Raw genomic sequence first — 17007 nt, 5'->3', positions numbered from 1 at the left:
GTCAGGCCTCGGCGGACCGGGCGAGCCGGAACCCGGAGAAGATCTGCCGGCGGATCGGCAGATCCCAGTTCCGGAACGTGGTGCGGGCGTTGATCGTGCCCACGCCGAACGAGGAGCCGCGCAGCATCCGGAAATCGCCGCCGAAGAAGACCTCGGAGTACTCCTTGTACGGGAACGGCGCGAACCCCGGGTAGCCCTCGAACCCGGAGTCCAGCCACTCCCACACGTCGCCGACCAGCTGGTGCACCCCGAGGGGCGAGGCGCCCTTCGGGTACGCCCCGACCGGCGCCGGCTGCAGGTGACGCTGGTCCAGGTTCGCGAGCTCCGGGGTCGGCTCGTCGTCGCCCCACGGGAAGCGCCGCGTGGTGCCCGACGCCGGGTCGAACCGCGCCGCGTACTCCCACTCCACCTCGGTGGGCAGGCGCTTGCCGGCCCACCGGGCGTAGGCGGCGGCCTCGTGGAAGCACACGTGCATCACGGGCTGGTCGGCGACGTCGGCGATCGCCTGGCGCTCGCCGAAGCTCGTGCGGTGCCAGGCGCCGGCGACCTGCTCCCACGTCATCGGCGCGGACCAGCCCTCGGCGGTGATGTGCTCCCAGCCGGCGTCGGACCACAGCTCGCGGCGGGCGTACCCGCCATCGTCGACGAAGCGGGCGTACTCACCGTTGGTGGTCGGCACGGCGTCGAGGTGGAAGGGCGCGACCTCGACGGCGTGCGCCGGCCGTTCGTTGTCCAGGGCGTACACGTCGGGTCCGACCGCGTCGACGCCCATCGTGAACCGACCGCCGGCATGGAACACCTCGGTGCCGATCAGCTCGGCGGCGAGCTCCGAGCGCGGCGGCGGGTCGGCGTGCAGGGCCTGCGGGCCCTGCCGCAGCTGGTGCGTGGCGAGCATCGTCTCGACGTGCTGCTGCTCGTGCTGGGCGATCATCCCGTAGACGAAGCCGTCCTCGAGCAGCGCGCGGCCGTCGGCGCCGGCCTCCTCGAGGATCTCGAGGGTCCGCTCGCGGACCGTCGAGCCGTACGCGCGCGCCGCGACCGGGTCGAGCAGCGGGAGCTCCGGGCGGCCGGCCCGCGGGTTGGTGAACGCGTCGTAGAGGTGGTCGAGGTCCTCGCGGACGCCTGGCGTCGGCTCCTCGCCGGGGCTCGCGCGTCGGACCAGCCAGAAGTCCTCCATGTTCGCGATGTGCGCGACGTCCCAGTGCAGGGGTGACATCAGCGGCGAGTGCTGGCGGGTCAGCTCGACGTCGTCGACGGCGTCGGTGAGGACCTGGGTGCGGCGCCGGGCCGCGGCCAGCTCCTCGGCCAGCCGGACGCGCAGGTCGTCGGGGTAACGGGTCATGCGGGATCGCCTCCGGGGAGGGCCGGGTGGTCCGGGTGGTCGTCCGGGTCGCGGGGGGACGGGTACGGGTTCTCGACGGCGGGTCCGAGCTCGCCCTCGCCGGGTTCGACGGTCGGGTCGTCGGCCGGGCAGCGGCCCCGCAGCACCCGCCGCTCGGCCACCTCGCCGACCAGCGTCGCGAGCGCGGGGTCGGTGGTGGCCAGGGCGCGGTGGGCGAGGTCGACCAGCCGGGCGGCGGCGCGCTGCAGGGCCGGGTCCGCCAGGCCGTGGCGTGCCGCGGCCACCCACCGGTCGGCGACCGGCGCCGCGGCCTCGCGGGCCGCGTCGAGGGTGCGCGGGTCGGCCAGCAGCGCCGTGATCACGGCGAGGGGCACGGCCCACTCGCCGCCGGGCTGCTGGTCGACGTAGCGGATCTCGACGTGCCCGTGCGGGCGGACCGGCGGGAACAGCGTCGTCAGGTGGTAGTCGAGGTCGTCCCACGTGGGTGCCACGTCGAGGCCACCGTGACCGTCGATCCAGTCACCGAACGTCACGGCCGGCGGGGCGTTCCAGTGCCCGTGACGCCGGACGCAGAGCAGGGACGTGGCGAGGGCCCGCTCGGCCCACTCGACGGCCGGGTCGTCGCCGAGCCCGCGCGGCGGACGCGTGCGCTCCGGGTCGAGCGAGAGCCAGGCCGCCATGCGTGACGACTTCCACCCGGTGCGGTGGCCGTGCACCGCGGGCGAGTTCGCGAACATCCCGACCAGGGCCGGGCCGATCTCGTGCAGGGCCCGCCAGCGGTCGGCGACCGCCGTCCCCTCCCCCGCGTCCACGCAGAGCTGGACCGCGGAGGTGGAGCACATCATGGTCCGACCGTGCGGCCCGACGCGGTCGAAGGCCGCCTCCATGGCCGCGTAGCGCGGGACGCGCAGCAGGCGGCGGGGAGGACGGAGCGGGTCGGCGGCGCGGTCGACGAGGGTGAGGCCCTCGGTGGCCAGCCGTTCCCGGATCGCGGCGGTGTCGGCGCTGACCGCGCTGACCAGCTCGGACAGGCTCGCGACGGGAGGGGTGGCGATCTCGACCTGACCACCGGGCTCGACGGTGACGTCGCTCCCGGACGGGAGCGGCTCCGGAGCCCGGGCGGCCTGCGGCGGAGGCGGCGCGCCGGTCACGGTGGGGACGGAGGAACGCAGGGTGCCCGGGGCGTGCGGGCCGAGGACGCGCAGCAGCTGCGCCGGGTCCACGGGATCGGCCGGCCGCCAGGCCGACCGCACGAGCCATTCCAGCTCGGCGCCCAGCAGTCGCGGAGGCCCGTGCTTGAAGCACACCGACGCGACGTACGCGGCGGCGGCCGCGCGGTCCGGGACCGGCGCCGCGGGGTCGAGCTCGAGCGCGGGAGCGGCCATCCGTGCCTCATCTCCCCTCGGTACTCGTGGGTGATCACGTGCGTCCCACGGGTCCCGTGAGGCACGCCGAACGACGCTACACGCGGCCCCCACGAGGTGCAGGGGTTCGCGCCGTCGGTGTCTGGCGTATCACGGACCCCCGACAACCTCACCGACGGTGATCATGCGGCGGGGGCGAACTGGGTGTGGTGGAGGTCGGCGTAGCGCCCCGCCCGGGCCAGCAGGACCTCGTGCGATCCCTGCTCGACGACCCGGCCGTCCTCGACCACGGCGATCGTGTCCGCGCTGCGGATCGTCGAGAGCCGGTGCGCGATGACGATCGCCGTGCGCCCCACCAGGGCCTCGGCCAGCGCCTCCTGGACCGCGACCTCGGACTCGGAGTCCAGGTGGGCCGTGGCCTCGTCGAGGATGACCACCCGTGGGGCGGCGAGCAGCAGGCGCGCGATCGTCAGACGCTGACGCTCCCCGCCGGAGAGGCGGTAGCCGCGCTCGCCGATCACGGTCTGCAGACCCTCGGGCAGGCCGCGCAGCAGCGGCCCCAGGCGGGCCCGTTCCAGGGCGGTAACCAGCTCGGCGTCGGTCGCCTCCGGCTTCGCGTAGCGCAGGTTGCCCGCGACGGTGTCGTGGAAGAGGTGGCCGTCCTGCGTGACCACGCCGACGGCCCCGCGCAGGTCGGCGAACGACAGGTCGCGGATGTCGGTCCAGGCGCCCGGCGTCGCCTCCCCCGTCGCTGCGCTCGCCCCGCCCACCTCCACCGCGCCCGAGTCCACGTCGTAGAGACGTGGGACCAGCGAGGCGATCGTGGACTTGCCAGCCCCCGACGGGCCGACCAGGGCGAGCATCCGCCCCGGCGCCACCTCGAGATCCACGCCGTGCAGCACCTCGTGGTTCTCGGTGTGGTCGAGGGTCGCGACCTCCTCCAGGCTCGCGAGCGACACCGTCGACGCGTCCGGGTAGGTGAACCGGACGTCGCGCAGCCGCACCCCGAGAGGGGTCGCGGGGAGAGGCCGCGGGTCCGGGCGCTGCGTGATCGAGGGCTCCAGGTCCAGCACCTCGAAGACCCGCTCGAAGCTCACCAGCGCGCTCATGACGTCGACGCGGGCGTTCGCGAGCTGGGTCAGCGGACCGTAGAGCCGGGTGAGCAGCAGGGCGAGGCTCACCACGGTGCCGGCCTCGATCCGCCCGGTGAAGGCGAGCCACCCGCCGACCCCGTAGACCATGGCCTGGGCGAGGGCGCTGACCAGCGTCAGGCTCGTCATGAACACGCGGTTGGCCATCGCGGTGCGCACCCCGATGCCGCGGACCCGGTCGGCGCGGTCGCCGAACTCGGCGGCCTCGGCCTCGGGGCGCCCGAACAGCTTGACCAGGGTGGCGCCGCCCGCGGAGAAGCGCTCGGTCATCTGCCCCGTCATGGCCGCGTTCAGGTTCGCGGACTCCCGTTGCAGTGCCGCGATGGTGCGGCCCATCCGGCGAGCGGGGAGGATGAAGATCGGCAGCAGGACCAGGGCGAGCAGGGTGATCTGCCAGGCCAGGGTGACCATCACCGCGACGGTCAGCACCAGCTGGATGACGTTGGTGACGAGGCCGGACAGCGTCGAGGTGAAGGCCCGCTGCGCCCCGATGACGTCGTTGTTCAGCCGGCTGACGAGCGACCCGGTGCGGGTCCGGGTGAAGAAGGCGACCGGCATCGACTGCACGTGCCCGAACACCGCGCGACGCAGGTCGTAGATCAGCCCCTCGCCGATGCGGGAGCTCATCCAGCGCTCGGCCAGCCCGAGCAGCGCGTCGGCGATCGCGAGGCCGGCGATGGCCGCCGCGATCCAGACGACCGTGGCCAGGCCCGTGCGGTTGACGATCGCGTCCACGACCCGGCCGGCGAGGACGGGCACGCCCACCGCGATCACCGCGGACACCGTGGTCAGCGCGAGGAAGCCGTAGAGCATCCGGTGGTGCGCGGCCGCGAAGCGCCAGATGCGCGGCAGCGTGCCCTTCGGCACCGACCGCGGCAGCTTCTCGCCCTGCGACATCGACATCATCAACATCCAGGCGTTCTCCACGCCACTCACCCCGTTCGCTCGGACCCGGCTCCGAGCGTGCGACCTCGACGATGGTTGAGGTCAAGCGGCGCCCGAACGGCCTCGGCGGGTGGTGGTCCGCCGGTCCGACCGCCGAGTATCCGCCGCGGGGCGCGGCGACGCGCGATCACCCGGGGGAGTTCGCGCAGGGCGAGCAGACGTGCGACACCGGCCCGGCCCGCCCGCTGGTGGACGGGCCCGGGTCAGCGGCGGCGCGCCGTCAGGAGGTCTTCTTCGTGCGCGTGGCGCCGCCGCGCCCGCGCAGCGTGACCCCGGACTCGGAGAGCACCCGGTGCACGAAGCCGTACGACCGGCCCGTGGACTCCGCGAGCGAGCGGATGCTCGCCCCCTTCTCGTACTTCTTCTTCAGGTCCGTCGCGAGCTTGTCGCGCTGGTCGCCCGTGATGCGGGCGCCCTTCTTCAGGTCGGCCATGGTCATCCACCCCTCTCCCGGACGGTGCCCGGTCGACCCATGATGATCGCCAGCGGCACTGTGCGCCACGGCACATTCCACATGATCGGTGAGCGGTTGGGCCGATCGGAGCGAGATCCGTCCGGGCGGACCAATCCGGCATCCGTCCAGGTCATCAAGGCTGTTCGACGATCAACGGCCGCTCAGGCGAGCTCGACGAGCTCCAGGTGCTCGGCGGAGAAGTGGTCCTCGGTGCCGTCGGGCAGCAGGATGACGCGCTCGGGTTCGAGCGCCTCGACGGCCCCCGGGTCGTGCGTCACGAGCACCACGGCGCCCTCGTAGTGGCGCAGGGCGTCGAGGACCTTCTCGCGCGACGCCGGGTCGAGGTTGTTCGTCGGCTCGTCGAGCAGGAGCACGTTCGCGGCGCTGGAGACGAGGCCCGCGAGCGCCAGCCGGGTGCGCTCGCCGCCCGACAGCGTCCCCGCCGGCTGGTCGAGCTGCTCGCCGGTGAACTGGAACGCCCCGAGCAGGGTGCGCAGCTGCTGCTCCGGGGTGTCCGGCGCGGCCGAGCGGGCGTTCTGCCAGACCGTGCGCCCCATGTCGAGGGTGTCGTGCTCCTGCGCGAAGTAGCCGCGACGCAGCCCGTGACCGGGGACGACCTCGCCCGTGTCCGGCGTCTCCACGCCCGCCATGATGCGCAGCAGCGTCGTCTTGCCCGCGCCGTTGAGGCCGAGGATGACGACGCGGGATCCCCGGTCGACCGCGAGGTCCACGCCGGTGAACACCTCGAGCGAGCCGTAGCTCTTCGACAGGCCCGCGGCCGTGAGGGGGGTGCGGCCGCAGGGCTGCGGGGTGGGGAACCGGATCGCGGCGACCCGGTCGGCCACGCGCTCCTCGTCCAGGCCCTCGAGCAGGGCGTTCGCCCGCCGCTGCATCTGCTTGGCGGCGACCGCCTTCGTCGCCTTCGCGCCCATCTTCGCGGCCTGGGCCTGCAGGGCGGACGCCTTCTTCTCCGCATTGGCGCGCTCCCGCCGGCGCCGGGCCTCGTCGTCGGCCCGCGCCTGCAGGTAGTTCTTCCAGTTCATGTTGTAGACGTCGAGCTCGCCGCGGGTCGCGTCGAGGAACCAGACCTTGTTCACGACGTCGGCCAGCAGGTCGGTGTCGTGGCTGATGACGACGACCCCGCCGTCGTAGGCCTTGAGGAAGGTCCGCAACCAGGAGATCGAGTCGGCGTCGAGGTGGTTGGTCGGCTCGTCGAGCAGCAGCGTGGTGCCGGCGTTCCCGCCGTCCCCGGACGCGGCGAAGAGGATGCGGGCGAGCTCCACGCGGCGCCGCTGCCCGCCGGAGAGGGTCTCCAGCGGCTGGGCGAGCACGCGGTCGGGCAGGCCGAGGTTGGAGCAGATCCGGCCGGCCTCGCTCTCCGCGGCGTAGCCGCCGAGGTCGGCGAAGCGCTCCTCGAGGCGCCCGAAGCGCGCGATCGCCCGGTCGCGTTCGCGGTCGTCGGCCAGCTCGGCCATCGCCGTCTGGACCTTCTCCATGTCGCGCAGGATCTGGTCGAGCCCGCGGGCCGACAGGACGCGGTCCTTCGCGAGGACGGACAGGTCGCCCTCGCGGGGGTCCTGGGGCAGGTAGCCGACCGGCCCGGTCGAGCGGATCAGACCGCCGTAGGGCTCGGACTCCCCGGCGATCGCGCGCAGCGAGGTGGTCTTCCCGGCCCCGTTGCGGCCGACGAACGCGATGCGGTCCCCCGGCTGCACGCGCAGGGTCACCCCGGCGAGCAGGACGCGGGAGCCGGCACGCAGCTCGAGGTCGGTCGCGGTGATCACAGGAGTCCAGTGTAGGCGAGGCGTCGACCGCACCCTCCCGCCCGGTGGCGATGTAGGGATTCTTCACACCGGCCGGGGATACTGGGACGTATGGGCCTGTTCAGCTGGTTTCGCCGCGGATCCGGGTCGTCCGGGCTCGGCGCGGACGGGCGCCGTCAGGTCCTCGACCGCGAGGGCGGCCCGGCCGATCTCGAGCACCTGCGCCTCTTCGCGAGCACCCGCACCGGGGTGGAGTTCTTCGTCGAGCCGGAGACCACCGCCACCGACACCACGGTCGTCGCCGTGGCCCAGGACGGCGAGTGGACGCGGCGCCGGGTGGGCACGCCGCGGGCCGCGGAGAAGCTCGCCCGCCGGTGCAAGGTGCCGGTGTACGACGTCCAGGTGACCGGCTACCCCCAGGCGATGCGGGACTGGAACGCGCGGGCCAAGGCCGATCGCGAGAGGCTCGCCGCGTGGGAGGCGGAGCAGCGGGAGAACGGCGGACTCTGAACGCCGACGTGATCGTCGCGGGCGGAGGACCCGCCGGGTGGTCGGCGGCGCGGGCCTGTGCCCGTCGTGGTCTCGCGGTGACGCTGGTCGACCCGCACCCCGACCGGACCTGGCGCCAGACCTACGGCTCCTGGGGCGACGAGGTGCCCGTCACCGGGCCGGACGCCCTCGACCCGTCCGTGGTGGCCGCCTCGGCCCCGGTGTGGGCGATCGCACGGCGCACCCACCGGCTGACCGGCTCGTACGCCGTCCTCGACACCCCCGCGTTGCAGGCCGCGCTGCGCCACGACGCCGTCGCCGTCGTCGCGGGCCGTGTGGTCGGCGTCGAGGGCGGGCGCGAGCGCGCGGCGGTGCTCGACGACGGGCGCCGGGTGCCGGGCGGGCTGGTCCTGGACGCCACCGGCGCCACCCAGGCCCTCTCCCGTTCCCGACGCCGGGTGGGGCGTGCGGCCGAGCAGACGGCGGTGGGGGTCGTGGTGCCCTCCGCGGTCGCCCGGCGGGTCACCGGCGGGCGGCTCACGTTCATGGACTGGCGGCCGTCGCACGGCCGTGCGGGCTGGCCGACGTTCCTCTACGCGATCCCGCTCGGCGGCGACGACTGGCTGCTCGAGGAGACCTCGCTCGCCCGCCGGCCGGGCCTGCCGCTGCGCGAGCTGACGGAACGGCTGCGGCACCGCCTCGTCGCGCACGGCCTGCGTCCCGGGGAGATCCCGCTCGACGACCGGTCGCGCGTCGAGCACGTCCGCTTCCCGGTGGACACGCCGGCGCACCGCTCCCCCACCGGCGTCGTCCCCCTCGGCGCCGCCGTACCCCTCGTCCACCCGGCCACCGGCTACTCCGTGACGCGCTCCCTCGCCACGGCCACTCGACTGGCGGATGCCCTGGCCACTCGACCGGATCATGGAGACGTCCTCGACGCCGCCGGTCGAGCGGTCGGCGGACGGGCCGCGTCCGCCGTGCACGTCATGCGGCGCCGCGGCCTGGACGTGCTGCTGCGGATGCCGTCGGCCGAGGTGCCCGAGTTCTTCGAGCGGTTCTTCAGCGTCCCGCCGGAGGCCCAGCGGGCCTACCTGGGCGCGCACGACGACGTCCGGGGCTCGATGCGGGCGATGCTCTCGGTGTTCGTCCACCTGTCCCCCCGCTTGCGCCGTCACCTGATCGCCGGATCACTTCTGGGTGCCGGTGGCGATCGAATCGACCAGAACGGGTACTAGCAGGTCCGAACGGAGCACCGCGTTACCATCCGCGACTCCCGCTCGTTCCGTCGTCGGGCGGGACGCGACCGCCAGAATCGGAGCATCACCATGGGCGCCTACCAGCTCGTCGCCGTCGGTACGGACGGGTCCGACTCCTCCTTCCGCGCCGTCGACCGCGCGGCCGTCGTCGCCGCCGACGCGGGTGCCACCCTGCTGATCATCAGCGCCTACCACCCCGCGAAGAACACCGGGTCCGCCGAGCAGCAGCTCGGTGAGGACGCCGCCTACCACGTCGTCGGCTCCACCCCCGCCGAGGAGGCGCTGCGCGACGCGAAGGAGCGCGCGTCGGCCAAGGGCGTGGGCGAGGTCGAGACCGTGGCGAAGGAGGGCGACCCGATCGAGGTCGTCACCGACGTCGTCACCGACCGCAAGGCCGACCTGCTCGTCATCGGCAACCGCGGCCTGAACAGCCTCTCCGGACGCCTGCTCGGCTCGGTGCCGCAGGGCATCTCGCGCAAGGCCCCGACCGACGTGCTCATCGTCCACACCACGTGACCGACCCGTCCTGGGCCGATGCCCGGCGCGAGGTCGAGGACTTCCTGATCGGCGGGGAGCGCACGCTGACGCGCGGCGACGTCGCGGAGCAGGCGGGGGTGCCGGCCGAGCGGACCGGGCGGCTCTGGAGCGCCCTGGGCTTCCCGCGGGTGCCCGACGACGTCGAGGCGTTCGCGGGGTCCGATCTCGACGCCCTGAAGCTGCTCGAGGACCTCGTCCACCAGGATGCGTTCGACGAGACCGAGGCGCTCACGATCGCCCGCACGCTCGGGCAGAGCATGGCCCGGCTCGCCGAGTGGCAGGCCGATCTCTTGCGGCGGGTGATCGTGGAGCGCGGGTCCGGGGACGACCCGGCGGCCGTCGTCGCGGCGGTGCGCACGCTCGCACCGCTGATGGAGGACCTGCAGGCCTACACCTGGCGTCGGCACCTGCTCGTCACCGCGGGCCGCATGATGAGCGCGCTCGCGACCAACGATGCCGACGGCGACGGGGGCCACTCGACGGCCGCGGTCGGGTTCGCCGACATCGTCGGGTTCACCTCGCTGTCGCGCCGCATCGACGCCGACGAGCTCCGCGCGCTGCTCGAGCGCTTCGAGGGCGTGTCCAACGACGTCGTGTCCCGCTCCGGCGGGCGCGTCGTGAAGACCCTCGGCGACGAGGTGCTCTTCGTGTGCGACGACGCCCCGTCGGCCTGCGAGATCGCGTTCGCCCTGCACGACGAGGTCCCCGACTCCGACGACCGCATCGCGCTGCGCATCGGCCTGGCCTTCGGCGACGTCCTGCCCCGGTACGGCGACGTCTACGGCCCGACGGTGAACATCGCCAGCCGCCTCACGTCCCACGCCCGCCCCGGCACGACCCTGGTGGACGACGAGATGACGGCCGCGATCCGCGCTGCGGACCTCGACGTCGACCTGCGCTCGGTCCCGCCGCTGCACGTGCGCGGGTACCGGCACCTCAAGCCGCACGTGGTGCGCCGGTCGTCCTGAGGCCCTGAGCACCGGCCCTCGGAACGACGAACGGGCCGTCCATCACGGAAGAACGTGATGAACGGCCCGTTCGTGGGTTCGCGCCCGGAGGGCGGAGCCACCTACACCGTGAACCCGAGCGCGCGCAGCTGCTCGCGGCCGTCGTCGGTGATCTTGTCCGGGCCCCACGGGGGCATCCAGACCCAGTTGATGCGCACGTCGTCGACGAGCCCACCGCCCGGACCGGTGGTCAGGGCCGCCCGCGACTGGTCCTCGATGACGTCGGTCAGCGGGCAGGCCGCCGAGGTCAGGGTGAGGTCCAGCGTCGCGACGGTGCCCGCGCTGTCGTCCTGGTGCACGTCGATGCCGTAGAGCAGGCCCAGGTCGACGACGTTGATCCCCAGCTCGGGGTCGACGACGTCGCGCATGGCCTCCTCGAGGTCGTCGATCGACGGGGTGTCCGCCTTCGGGGCCGGCGCGTCCGGCATCCCCTCGGCGCCCCGGGGCGTCTCGGTCTCCGTCATGCCTGTCCCTCCAGTTCGGGGGCGTTCTCGTCAGCCTGGGCCACCGCGTCCTTGAACGCCAACCATCCCAGCAGCGCGCACTTGACGCGGGCCGGGTACGCGGCGACGCCGGCGAAGGCGACCGCGTCGTCGAGGACGTCCTCGTCGGGCTCGACCTTGCCGCGGCCCTGCACCATCTCCTGGTAGGCCGACAGCACCTCGAACGACTCCCCGACGGTGTGCCCGACGATCAGGTCGTAGGCCACCGAGGTCGCCGCCTGGCTGATCGAGCAGCCGAGCGCGTCGTAGGACAGGTCGACGACCTTCGCGTCGGCCCCCGAGCCCTCCAGGTGCACCCGCACGGTCACCTCGTCGCCGCAGGTCGGGTTCACGTGGTGGACCTCGGCCTCGAACGGCTCGCGGAGCCCCTTGCCGTGGGGGTTCTTGTAGTGGTCCAGGATGATCTCCTGGTACATGGTCTCGAGCTTCACGACGACCTCCTCCTACAGAGAAACGCCGTCACGGGCGAAAAAGTCCTGGGCTCGGCGGACACCGTCGATCAACGCGTGCACCTCGTCGAGGGTGTTGTAGACGTAGAAGCTGGCGCGGATCGAGCTCTGCACGCCGAACGCCCGGTGCAGCGGCCACGCGCAGTGGTGCCCGACGCGGACCGCGATGCCGGAGTCGTCGAGGACCTGCGACGCGTCGTGCGGGTGCACGCCGTCGATCTCGAACGACACCGCTCCCCCGCGCGACTCGGTGTTCCGCGGCCCGATGATCGTCACGCCGTCGATGCCCTGCAGGCCCTCGAGCGCGGCCGCGGTCAGGGTGTTCTCGTGGGCGTGGACGTTCTCCATGCCCAGCGCGGACAGGTAGTCCACCGCGGCACCGAGGCCGACGGCCTGCGAGGTCATCGGCACCCCGGCCTCGAACCGGGCCGGCGGGGCGGCGTAGGTCGAGCCCTCCATGCGGACCAGCTCGATCATCGACCCGCCGGTGAGGAACGGCGGCAGCGCCTCGAGCAGCTCACGCCGCCCGTAGAGCACCCCGATCCCCGACGGACCGAGCATCTTGTGCCCGGAGAACGCCGCGAAGTCGACGCCCAGCGCGTGCACGTCGATCGGCGCGTGCGGCACCGACTGGCAGGCGTCGAGCACCGTGTACGCGCCGACCTGCTTCGCCATCGCCACGATCTGCTCGACCGGGGTGACCGTGCCCAGCACGTTCGACTGGTGGGTGAACGCGACGACCTTCGTCCGCTCGGTGATGACCGAGGGGTCCAGGTCGAGCCGACCGTCGGAGGTCACCCCGAACCAGCGCAGCGTCGCCCCGGTGCGGCGACAGAACTCCTGCCACGGCACCAGGTTGGCGTGGTGCTCCATCTCGGTGACGACGACCTCGTCGCCCGGACCGACGCGGAAGCGTGCGGCCTTCGGGTCGTCGGACGTCAGCGCGTTCGACATCCCGTAGGCGACGAGGTTGAGCGCCTCGGTCGCGTTCTTGGTGAACACGATCTCGCCGTCGTCCGCGCCGATGAACCCGGCGATGCGGTCACGGGCGGACTCGTAGGCGTCGGTCGCCTCCTCGGAGAGCGCGTGCGCGCCGCGGTGGACCGCGGCGTTCGACGTCTCCAGGAAGTGCCGTTCGGCGTCGAGCACCTGGTACGGGCGCTGCGACGTCGCGCCCGAGTCCAGGTAGACCAGCGACTTCCCGTCCCGGACGGTGCGGCTCAGGATGGGGAAGTCCGCTCGGATCTTCTCGACATCCAGCGTCGCACCCGTGGTGGTGGGTGCGAGTGCGGTCATGCCGGCTGCTCCTCCTTGGCCGTGGTGAACCGCTCGTAGCCGTTCGCCTCGAGCTCCTCGGCGAGCTCCGGGCCGCCGGACTCGGCCACCCGGCCGTTGACGAAGACGTGCACGCGGTCCGGCGCGATGTAGCGCAGGATCCGGGTGTAGTGCGTGATCAGCAGGACGCCGACGTCGGACTGCGCCTTGTAGTCGTTCACGCCCTTCGACACGACGCGCAGCGCGTCGACGTCGAGGCCGGAGTCGGTCTCGTCGAGCACCGCGAACTTGGGCTTGAGCAGCGCGAGCTGCAGCACCTCGTGGCGCTTCTTCTCGCCGCCGGAGAAGCCCTCGTTGACGCTGCGCTCGGCGAACGAGGGGTCGATCTCGAGGTCGGTCATCGCCGTCTTGACCTCCTTGACCCAGTGGCGCACCTTCGGTGCCTCGCCACGGGTCGCGGTGGCCGCCGACCGCAGGAAGTTCGACATCGAGACGCCGGGCACCTCGACGGGGTACTGCATGGCCAGGAACAGGCCGGCGCGCGCCCGCTCGTCGACCGCCATCTCCAGGACGTTCTCGCCGTCGAGGAGGACCTCGCCGCGGGTCACGGTGTACTTCGGGTGGCCGGCGATGGAGTAGGCCAGGGTCGACTTGCCGGAGCCGTTCGGACCCATGATCGCGTGGGTCTCGTTCGAGTTCACCGTCAGGTCGACGCCGCGGAGGATCTCCTTCGGGCCGGACTCGGTCTCGACCTCGACGTGCAGGTCGCGGATCTCGAGGGTGGACATCAAGCCTCTTTCAGCAACGCAGTGGTGGACTTCAGGAACCGACGGCCTCGAGCTCGGCCTCGACGGCCGCCTCGAGCCGGTCACGCAGCGCGGGCACGCGGACCTTGTTGATGACCTCGCCGAAGAAGCCGCGCACGACGAGACGCCGGGCCTGCTCCTCGGGGATGCCGCGGGCCATCAGGTAGAACAGCTGCTCGTCGTCGAAGCGACCGGTGGCCGAGGCGTGGCCGGCGCTGACGATCTCGCCCGTCTCGATCTCGAGGTTCGGCACCGAGTCGGCGCGGGCGTTGTCGGTGAGCAGCAGGTTCCGGTTGAGCTCGTAGGTCTCGGTCGCCTCGGCCTCCTTGCGGATCAGCACGTCGCCGATCCACACGGTGTGCGCGGCCTTGTCGCCGTCCGCGCCCTGCAGCGCGCCCTTGTACATGACGTTCGACCGGCAGTTCGGCACCGAGTGGTCGACCAGGAGGCGCTGCTCGAAGTGCTGCCCGCCGTCGGCGAAGTACAGCCCGTCGAGCTCGACGTCGCCGCCGGGCGCCCGGTAGTTGACCACCGGCGACAGCCGGACGAGGTCGCCGCCCAGGGTGATCGACGTGTGCCGGATCGTCGCGTCGCGACCGACCGAGAGGTGCTGCGCGCCGACGTACACGGCGTCGTCGGCCCAGTCGTGCACCTCGACGATCTCGAGCTTGGCGCCGTCGGCCACCACGAGCTCGGTGTTCGCCGCGACGGTGCCCGAACCGCGGTGGTCGAGGACGACGACCGCCTCGGCGTGGTGCTCCAGCCGGACCTGCAGGTGGACGTAGGCGGTCTTCCCGACGCCGGGTCCCTCGACGGTGACCGTCAGGGGCTCGTCGTCGGACCGGGCCTCGTTCACGGTGACCACGGTCGCTGTCGGGAAGGAGGACCAGGCCTGCGCGGCGACGCGGTCGGCCGGGATGCCGCCGTCGCCGAGGCGGGAGTCGCCCCGCTCGACGTGCTCCACCCGCACGCCGCCGAGGTCCTCGGTGGCGGAGTCGCCGAATCCGGAGTGCACCGACACGGCGACCTCGCCGTCCGCGGCCGCGGACCCGTCGTGCAGGCCGTGCAGGCGACGCAGCGGCGTGAACCGCCACTGCTCCTCGCGACCGCGCGGGACCTCGAAGGCCTCGACGTCGTAGGAGGTGAACCGCTCCTCCCACGGCGCGATCTTCGGTGACGAGGCGGTCTTGATGCCCGGGTCCACGTCGAGGACCGGGGCGCCGGGGGCGTCGATGACGCCGCCCCCGGACTGCGCCACGGGACCGTCACTCATCCGACAGCGCCCTCCATCTGCAGCTCGATCAGGCGGTTGAGCTCGAGCGCGTACTCCATGGGGAGCTCGCGCGCGATGGGCTCGACGAACCCGCGCACGATCATCGCCATGGCCTCGTCCTCGGTGAGGCCGCGGGACATCAGGTAGAAGAGCTGGTCCTCGCTGACCTTCGAGACGGTCGCCTCGTGGCCCATCGTCACGTCGTCCTCGCGGACGTCGACGTAGGGATAGGTGTCCGAGCGGCTGATCGTGTCGACCAGCAGCGCGTCGCACTTCACCGTCGACCGCGAGTGGTGCGCCCCCTTGTTCACGCGGACCAGGCCGCGGTAGGAGGTCCGGCCGCCGCCGCGCGCCACCGACTTCGAGATGATCGTCGACGACGTGTGCGGGGCCAGGTGCACCATCTTGGCGCCGGCGTCCTGGTGCTGACCCTCGCCGGAGAACGCCACCGAGAGCACCTCGCCCTTGGCGTGCGGGCCGGTCAGCCAGACGGCCGGGTACTTCATGGTCACCTTGGAGCCGATGTTGCCGTCGACCCACTCCATGGTCGCGCCCTCTTCGGCCTTGGCGCGCTTGGTGACCAGGTTGTAGACGTTGTTCGACCAGTTCTGGATGGTCGTGTAGCGGCAGCGGCCGCCCTTCTTCACGACGATCTCGACGACCGCGGAGTGCAGCGAGTCGCTCGAGTAGATCGGCGCGGTGCAGCCCTCGACGTAGTGGACGTAGGCGTCCTCGTCGACGATGATCAGCGTCCGCTCGAACTGGCCCATGTTCTCGGTGTTGATCCGGAAGTAGGCCTGCAGCGGGATGTCCACGTGGACGCCCTTGGGCACGTAGATGAACGAGCCGCCGGACCACACCGCCGAGTTCAGCGCGGAGAACTTGTTGTCCCCGGCCGGGATCACCGAGCCGAAGTACTCCTCGAACAGCTCCGGGTGCTCGCGCAGGCCGGTGTCGGTGTCCATGAAGATGACACCCTGCTGCTCCAGGTCCTCGCGGATCTGGTGGTACACGACCTCGGACTCGTACTGCGCCGCGACACCGGCCACGAGGCGGGCCTTCTCGGCCTCGGGGATGCCGAGCTTGTCGTAGGTCGACTTGATGTCGTCGGGCAGGTCCTCCCAGGAGGCGGCCTGCTTCTCCGTGGAGCGCACGAAGTACTTGATGTTGTCGAAGTCGATGCCCGAGAGGTCGGAGCCCCACTGCGGCATCGGCTTCTTGTCGAACATCCCGAGCGCCTTGAGGCGCAGCTGCAGCATCCAGTCGGGCTCGTCCTTCTTCGAGGAGATGTCCCGGACGACGGCCTCGTTCAGCCCGCGCTGCGCGCTGGCGCCCGCCGTGTCGCTGTCGTGCCAGCCGAACTGGTAGCTGCCCAGGGAGGCGAGGGTCTCCTCCTGGGTCAGCGTCTCCTTCTCCGGCGCGCTGGTCATACGACCTGCCTTCCCTGGTTCTCGGGTGCTCCACCGGTGGTGGTGTCGGTCGGAGCCGTGGTGCCCGTCTGCGTGTCCGAGCGCTGGGCCGGCACGTGTGTGGTGCACGCGGCGTCGCCGCGCGCGATGGTGGCCAACCGCTGCACGTGGGTGCCCAGCAGCTCGGCGAACACCTCGGCCTCGGCCTCGCAGAGCTGCGGGAACTCCGCGGCGACGTCGGCCACCGGGCAGTGGTGCTGACAGAGCTGCTCGCCGGCGACCCGCGCGTCGGCGCTGCTGCGGCTGCTCGCCGCGTAGCCCTCCGCGGTCAGGGCGTCGGCCAGGCGCCGCGTGCGGTCGGCCCGGTCCGTTCCGGCCTCGACGTGCTCGCGGTGCGCGCCGACCATCGACAGCGCCCGCTCGCGCGCGAAGGCCTTCACGGCCTCCTCCCCCGCCGCCTCGCCGAGGCGACGCAGGGCCGCGACCGCGAGCTCGGCCGACCCGTGCTCCCCGCGCCCGGCGCGGGCACGCCCGCTCCCGGTGAGGAGGAACTGACGGGCGGGACGGCCGCGCTTGCCCGACGCGGGTGCGTCGCGGGTGGCGACGCTGCCCTCGGCACACAGGGCGTCGAGGTGGCGCCGGACCCCCGGGCCGGACAGGTGCAGGCGGTCGGCGAGCGTGGCCGCGGTGGTCGGGCCGCGCTCGAGCAGGAGCCGGACGACGGCGTCCCGCGTACGGCCGTCGGCGGCGGAACGCGCGTGCTCGGCGTGAGCGGTCTCCGGCGCGGTCATCTCCCACCTCCGATCGGGTCCTCGGCGATCATGACACATCGCCCGTCGCTTTTGGCAACACCAGTCTTGCCTATATGCCCGGACGCGGCCAACGCCGGGCCCCCGACGTGGCACGGGTCACCCACGGCCGGGGCCGGAGATCCGCACCCGACCGGGTCCGACCCGGCGTCGGGAAGGCCCTCGGTATCGTCCC

Annotated in this window: 16 protein-coding genes; 4 read left to right on the top strand and 12 right to left on the bottom strand. The window is 72.7% G+C overall.

Annotated elements, in window-relative coordinates:
• Nucleotide 1: 1 nt before the first annotated feature.
• The 5 genes from egtB to QRT03_RS18910 form a co-directional block, all read right to left on the bottom strand.
• Entirely contained in the window at nt 2-1342 is a 1341-nt protein-coding gene (egtB, locus tag QRT03_RS18930; RefSeq protein ID WP_286054549.1) for an ergothioneine biosynthesis protein EgtB, read from the bottom strand.
• Entirely contained in the window at nt 1339-2727 is a 1389-nt protein-coding gene (gene egtA / locus QRT03_RS18925; protein ID WP_286054547.1) for an ergothioneine biosynthesis glutamate--cysteine ligase EgtA, read from the bottom strand. The genes egtB and egtA overlap by 4 nt, the downstream gene beginning before the upstream one ends.
• 161 nt (nt 2728-2888) lie before the next feature.
• A complete protein-coding gene (locus tag QRT03_RS18920; RefSeq protein WP_286054923.1) occupies nt 2889-4769 on the bottom strand; it encodes an ABC transporter ATP-binding protein in 1881 nt (626 codons plus the stop codon).
• 253 nt (nt 4770-5022) lie between these two features.
• Entirely contained in the window at nt 5023-5235 is a 213-nt protein-coding gene (locus QRT03_RS18915; protein WP_026204731.1) for a helix-turn-helix domain-containing protein, read from the bottom strand.
• Between the two features lie 182 nt (nt 5236-5417).
• On the bottom strand, nt 5418-7040 hold the full coding sequence (locus tag QRT03_RS18910; RefSeq protein WP_286054545.1) for an ABC-F family ATP-binding cassette domain-containing protein: 1623 nt from the start codon (nt 7038-7040) through the stop codon (nt 5418-5420).
• Between the two features lie 90 nt (nt 7041-7130).
• Here QRT03_RS18910 and QRT03_RS18905 point away from each other — a divergent pair, with 90 nt between their 5' ends.
• From QRT03_RS18905 to QRT03_RS18890, 4 genes are all read left to right on the top strand, one after another.
• Nucleotides 7131-7529 (top strand): hypothetical protein, encoded by a 399-nt coding sequence (locus tag QRT03_RS18905; protein WP_286054543.1) that lies wholly within the window; start codon nt 7131-7133, stop codon nt 7527-7529.
• The gene (locus tag QRT03_RS18900; RefSeq protein WP_345783265.1) at nt 7493-8743 is read left to right on the top strand and encodes a lycopene cyclase family protein; all 1251 of its coding nucleotides are present in this window, start codon (nt 7493-7495) and stop codon (nt 8741-8743) included. The genes QRT03_RS18905 and QRT03_RS18900 overlap by 37 nt, the downstream gene beginning before the upstream one ends.
• Nucleotides 8744-8833: 90 nt before the next feature.
• Complete coding sequence (locus QRT03_RS18895) at nt 8834-9280, top strand: universal stress protein (RefSeq protein ID WP_286054542.1); 447 nt, start codon at nt 8834-8836, stop codon at nt 9278-9280.
• Nucleotides 9277-10269 (top strand): adenylate/guanylate cyclase domain-containing protein, encoded by a 993-nt coding sequence (locus QRT03_RS18890; protein ID WP_286054541.1) that lies wholly within the window; start codon nt 9277-9279, stop codon nt 10267-10269. Before QRT03_RS18895 ends, QRT03_RS18890 begins: the two co-directional genes overlap by 4 nt.
• 101 nt (nt 10270-10370) lie before the next feature.
• Here QRT03_RS18890 and QRT03_RS18885 read toward each other — a convergent pair whose 3' ends face one another.
• Genes QRT03_RS18885 through QRT03_RS18855 form a run of 7 tightly spaced genes read right to left on the bottom strand, consistent with a single transcriptional unit; the run spans nt 10371 to nt 16814 of the window.
• Complete coding sequence (locus QRT03_RS18885; RefSeq protein ID WP_286054540.1) at nt 10371-10772, bottom strand: metal-sulfur cluster assembly factor; 402 nt, start codon at nt 10770-10772, stop codon at nt 10371-10373.
• Entirely contained in the window at nt 10769-11242 is a 474-nt protein-coding gene (gene sufU, locus QRT03_RS18880) for a Fe-S cluster assembly sulfur transfer protein SufU (RefSeq protein WP_286054538.1), read from the bottom strand. The genes QRT03_RS18885 and sufU overlap by 4 nt, the downstream gene beginning before the upstream one ends.
• Nucleotides 11243-11254: 12 nt before the next feature.
• Entirely contained in the window at nt 11255-12556 is a 1302-nt protein-coding gene (locus tag QRT03_RS18875) for a cysteine desulfurase (RefSeq protein ID WP_286054537.1), read from the bottom strand.
• Complete coding sequence (sufC, locus tag QRT03_RS18870) at nt 12553-13323, bottom strand: Fe-S cluster assembly ATPase SufC (RefSeq protein WP_286054536.1); 771 nt, start codon at nt 13321-13323, stop codon at nt 12553-12555. The genes QRT03_RS18875 and sufC overlap by 4 nt, the downstream gene beginning before the upstream one ends.
• 31 nt (nt 13324-13354) lie before the next feature.
• The gene (gene sufD / locus QRT03_RS18865) at nt 13355-14614 is read right to left on the bottom strand and encodes a Fe-S cluster assembly protein SufD (RefSeq protein WP_286054535.1); all 1260 of its coding nucleotides are present in this window, start codon (nt 14612-14614) and stop codon (nt 13355-13357) included.
• A complete protein-coding gene (gene sufB / locus QRT03_RS18860; RefSeq protein ID WP_286054533.1) occupies nt 14611-16044 on the bottom strand; it encodes a Fe-S cluster assembly protein SufB in 1434 nt (477 codons plus the stop codon). The genes sufD and sufB overlap by 4 nt, the downstream gene beginning before the upstream one ends.
• Complete coding sequence (locus tag QRT03_RS18855) at nt 16041-16814, bottom strand: helix-turn-helix transcriptional regulator (RefSeq protein WP_286054532.1); 774 nt, start codon at nt 16812-16814, stop codon at nt 16041-16043. The genes sufB and QRT03_RS18855 overlap by 4 nt, the downstream gene beginning before the upstream one ends.
• Between the last annotated feature and the right edge of the window lie 193 nt (nt 16815-17007).

The sequence above is a fragment of the Actinomycetospora termitidis genome, assembly GCF_030286555.1.
Lineage (GTDB): Bacteria > Actinomycetota > Actinomycetes > Mycobacteriales > Pseudonocardiaceae > Actinomycetospora > Actinomycetospora termitidis.
Note: the sequence above shows the minus strand (reverse complement) of the source record. Positions and strands in the feature narration are given on the sequence as shown.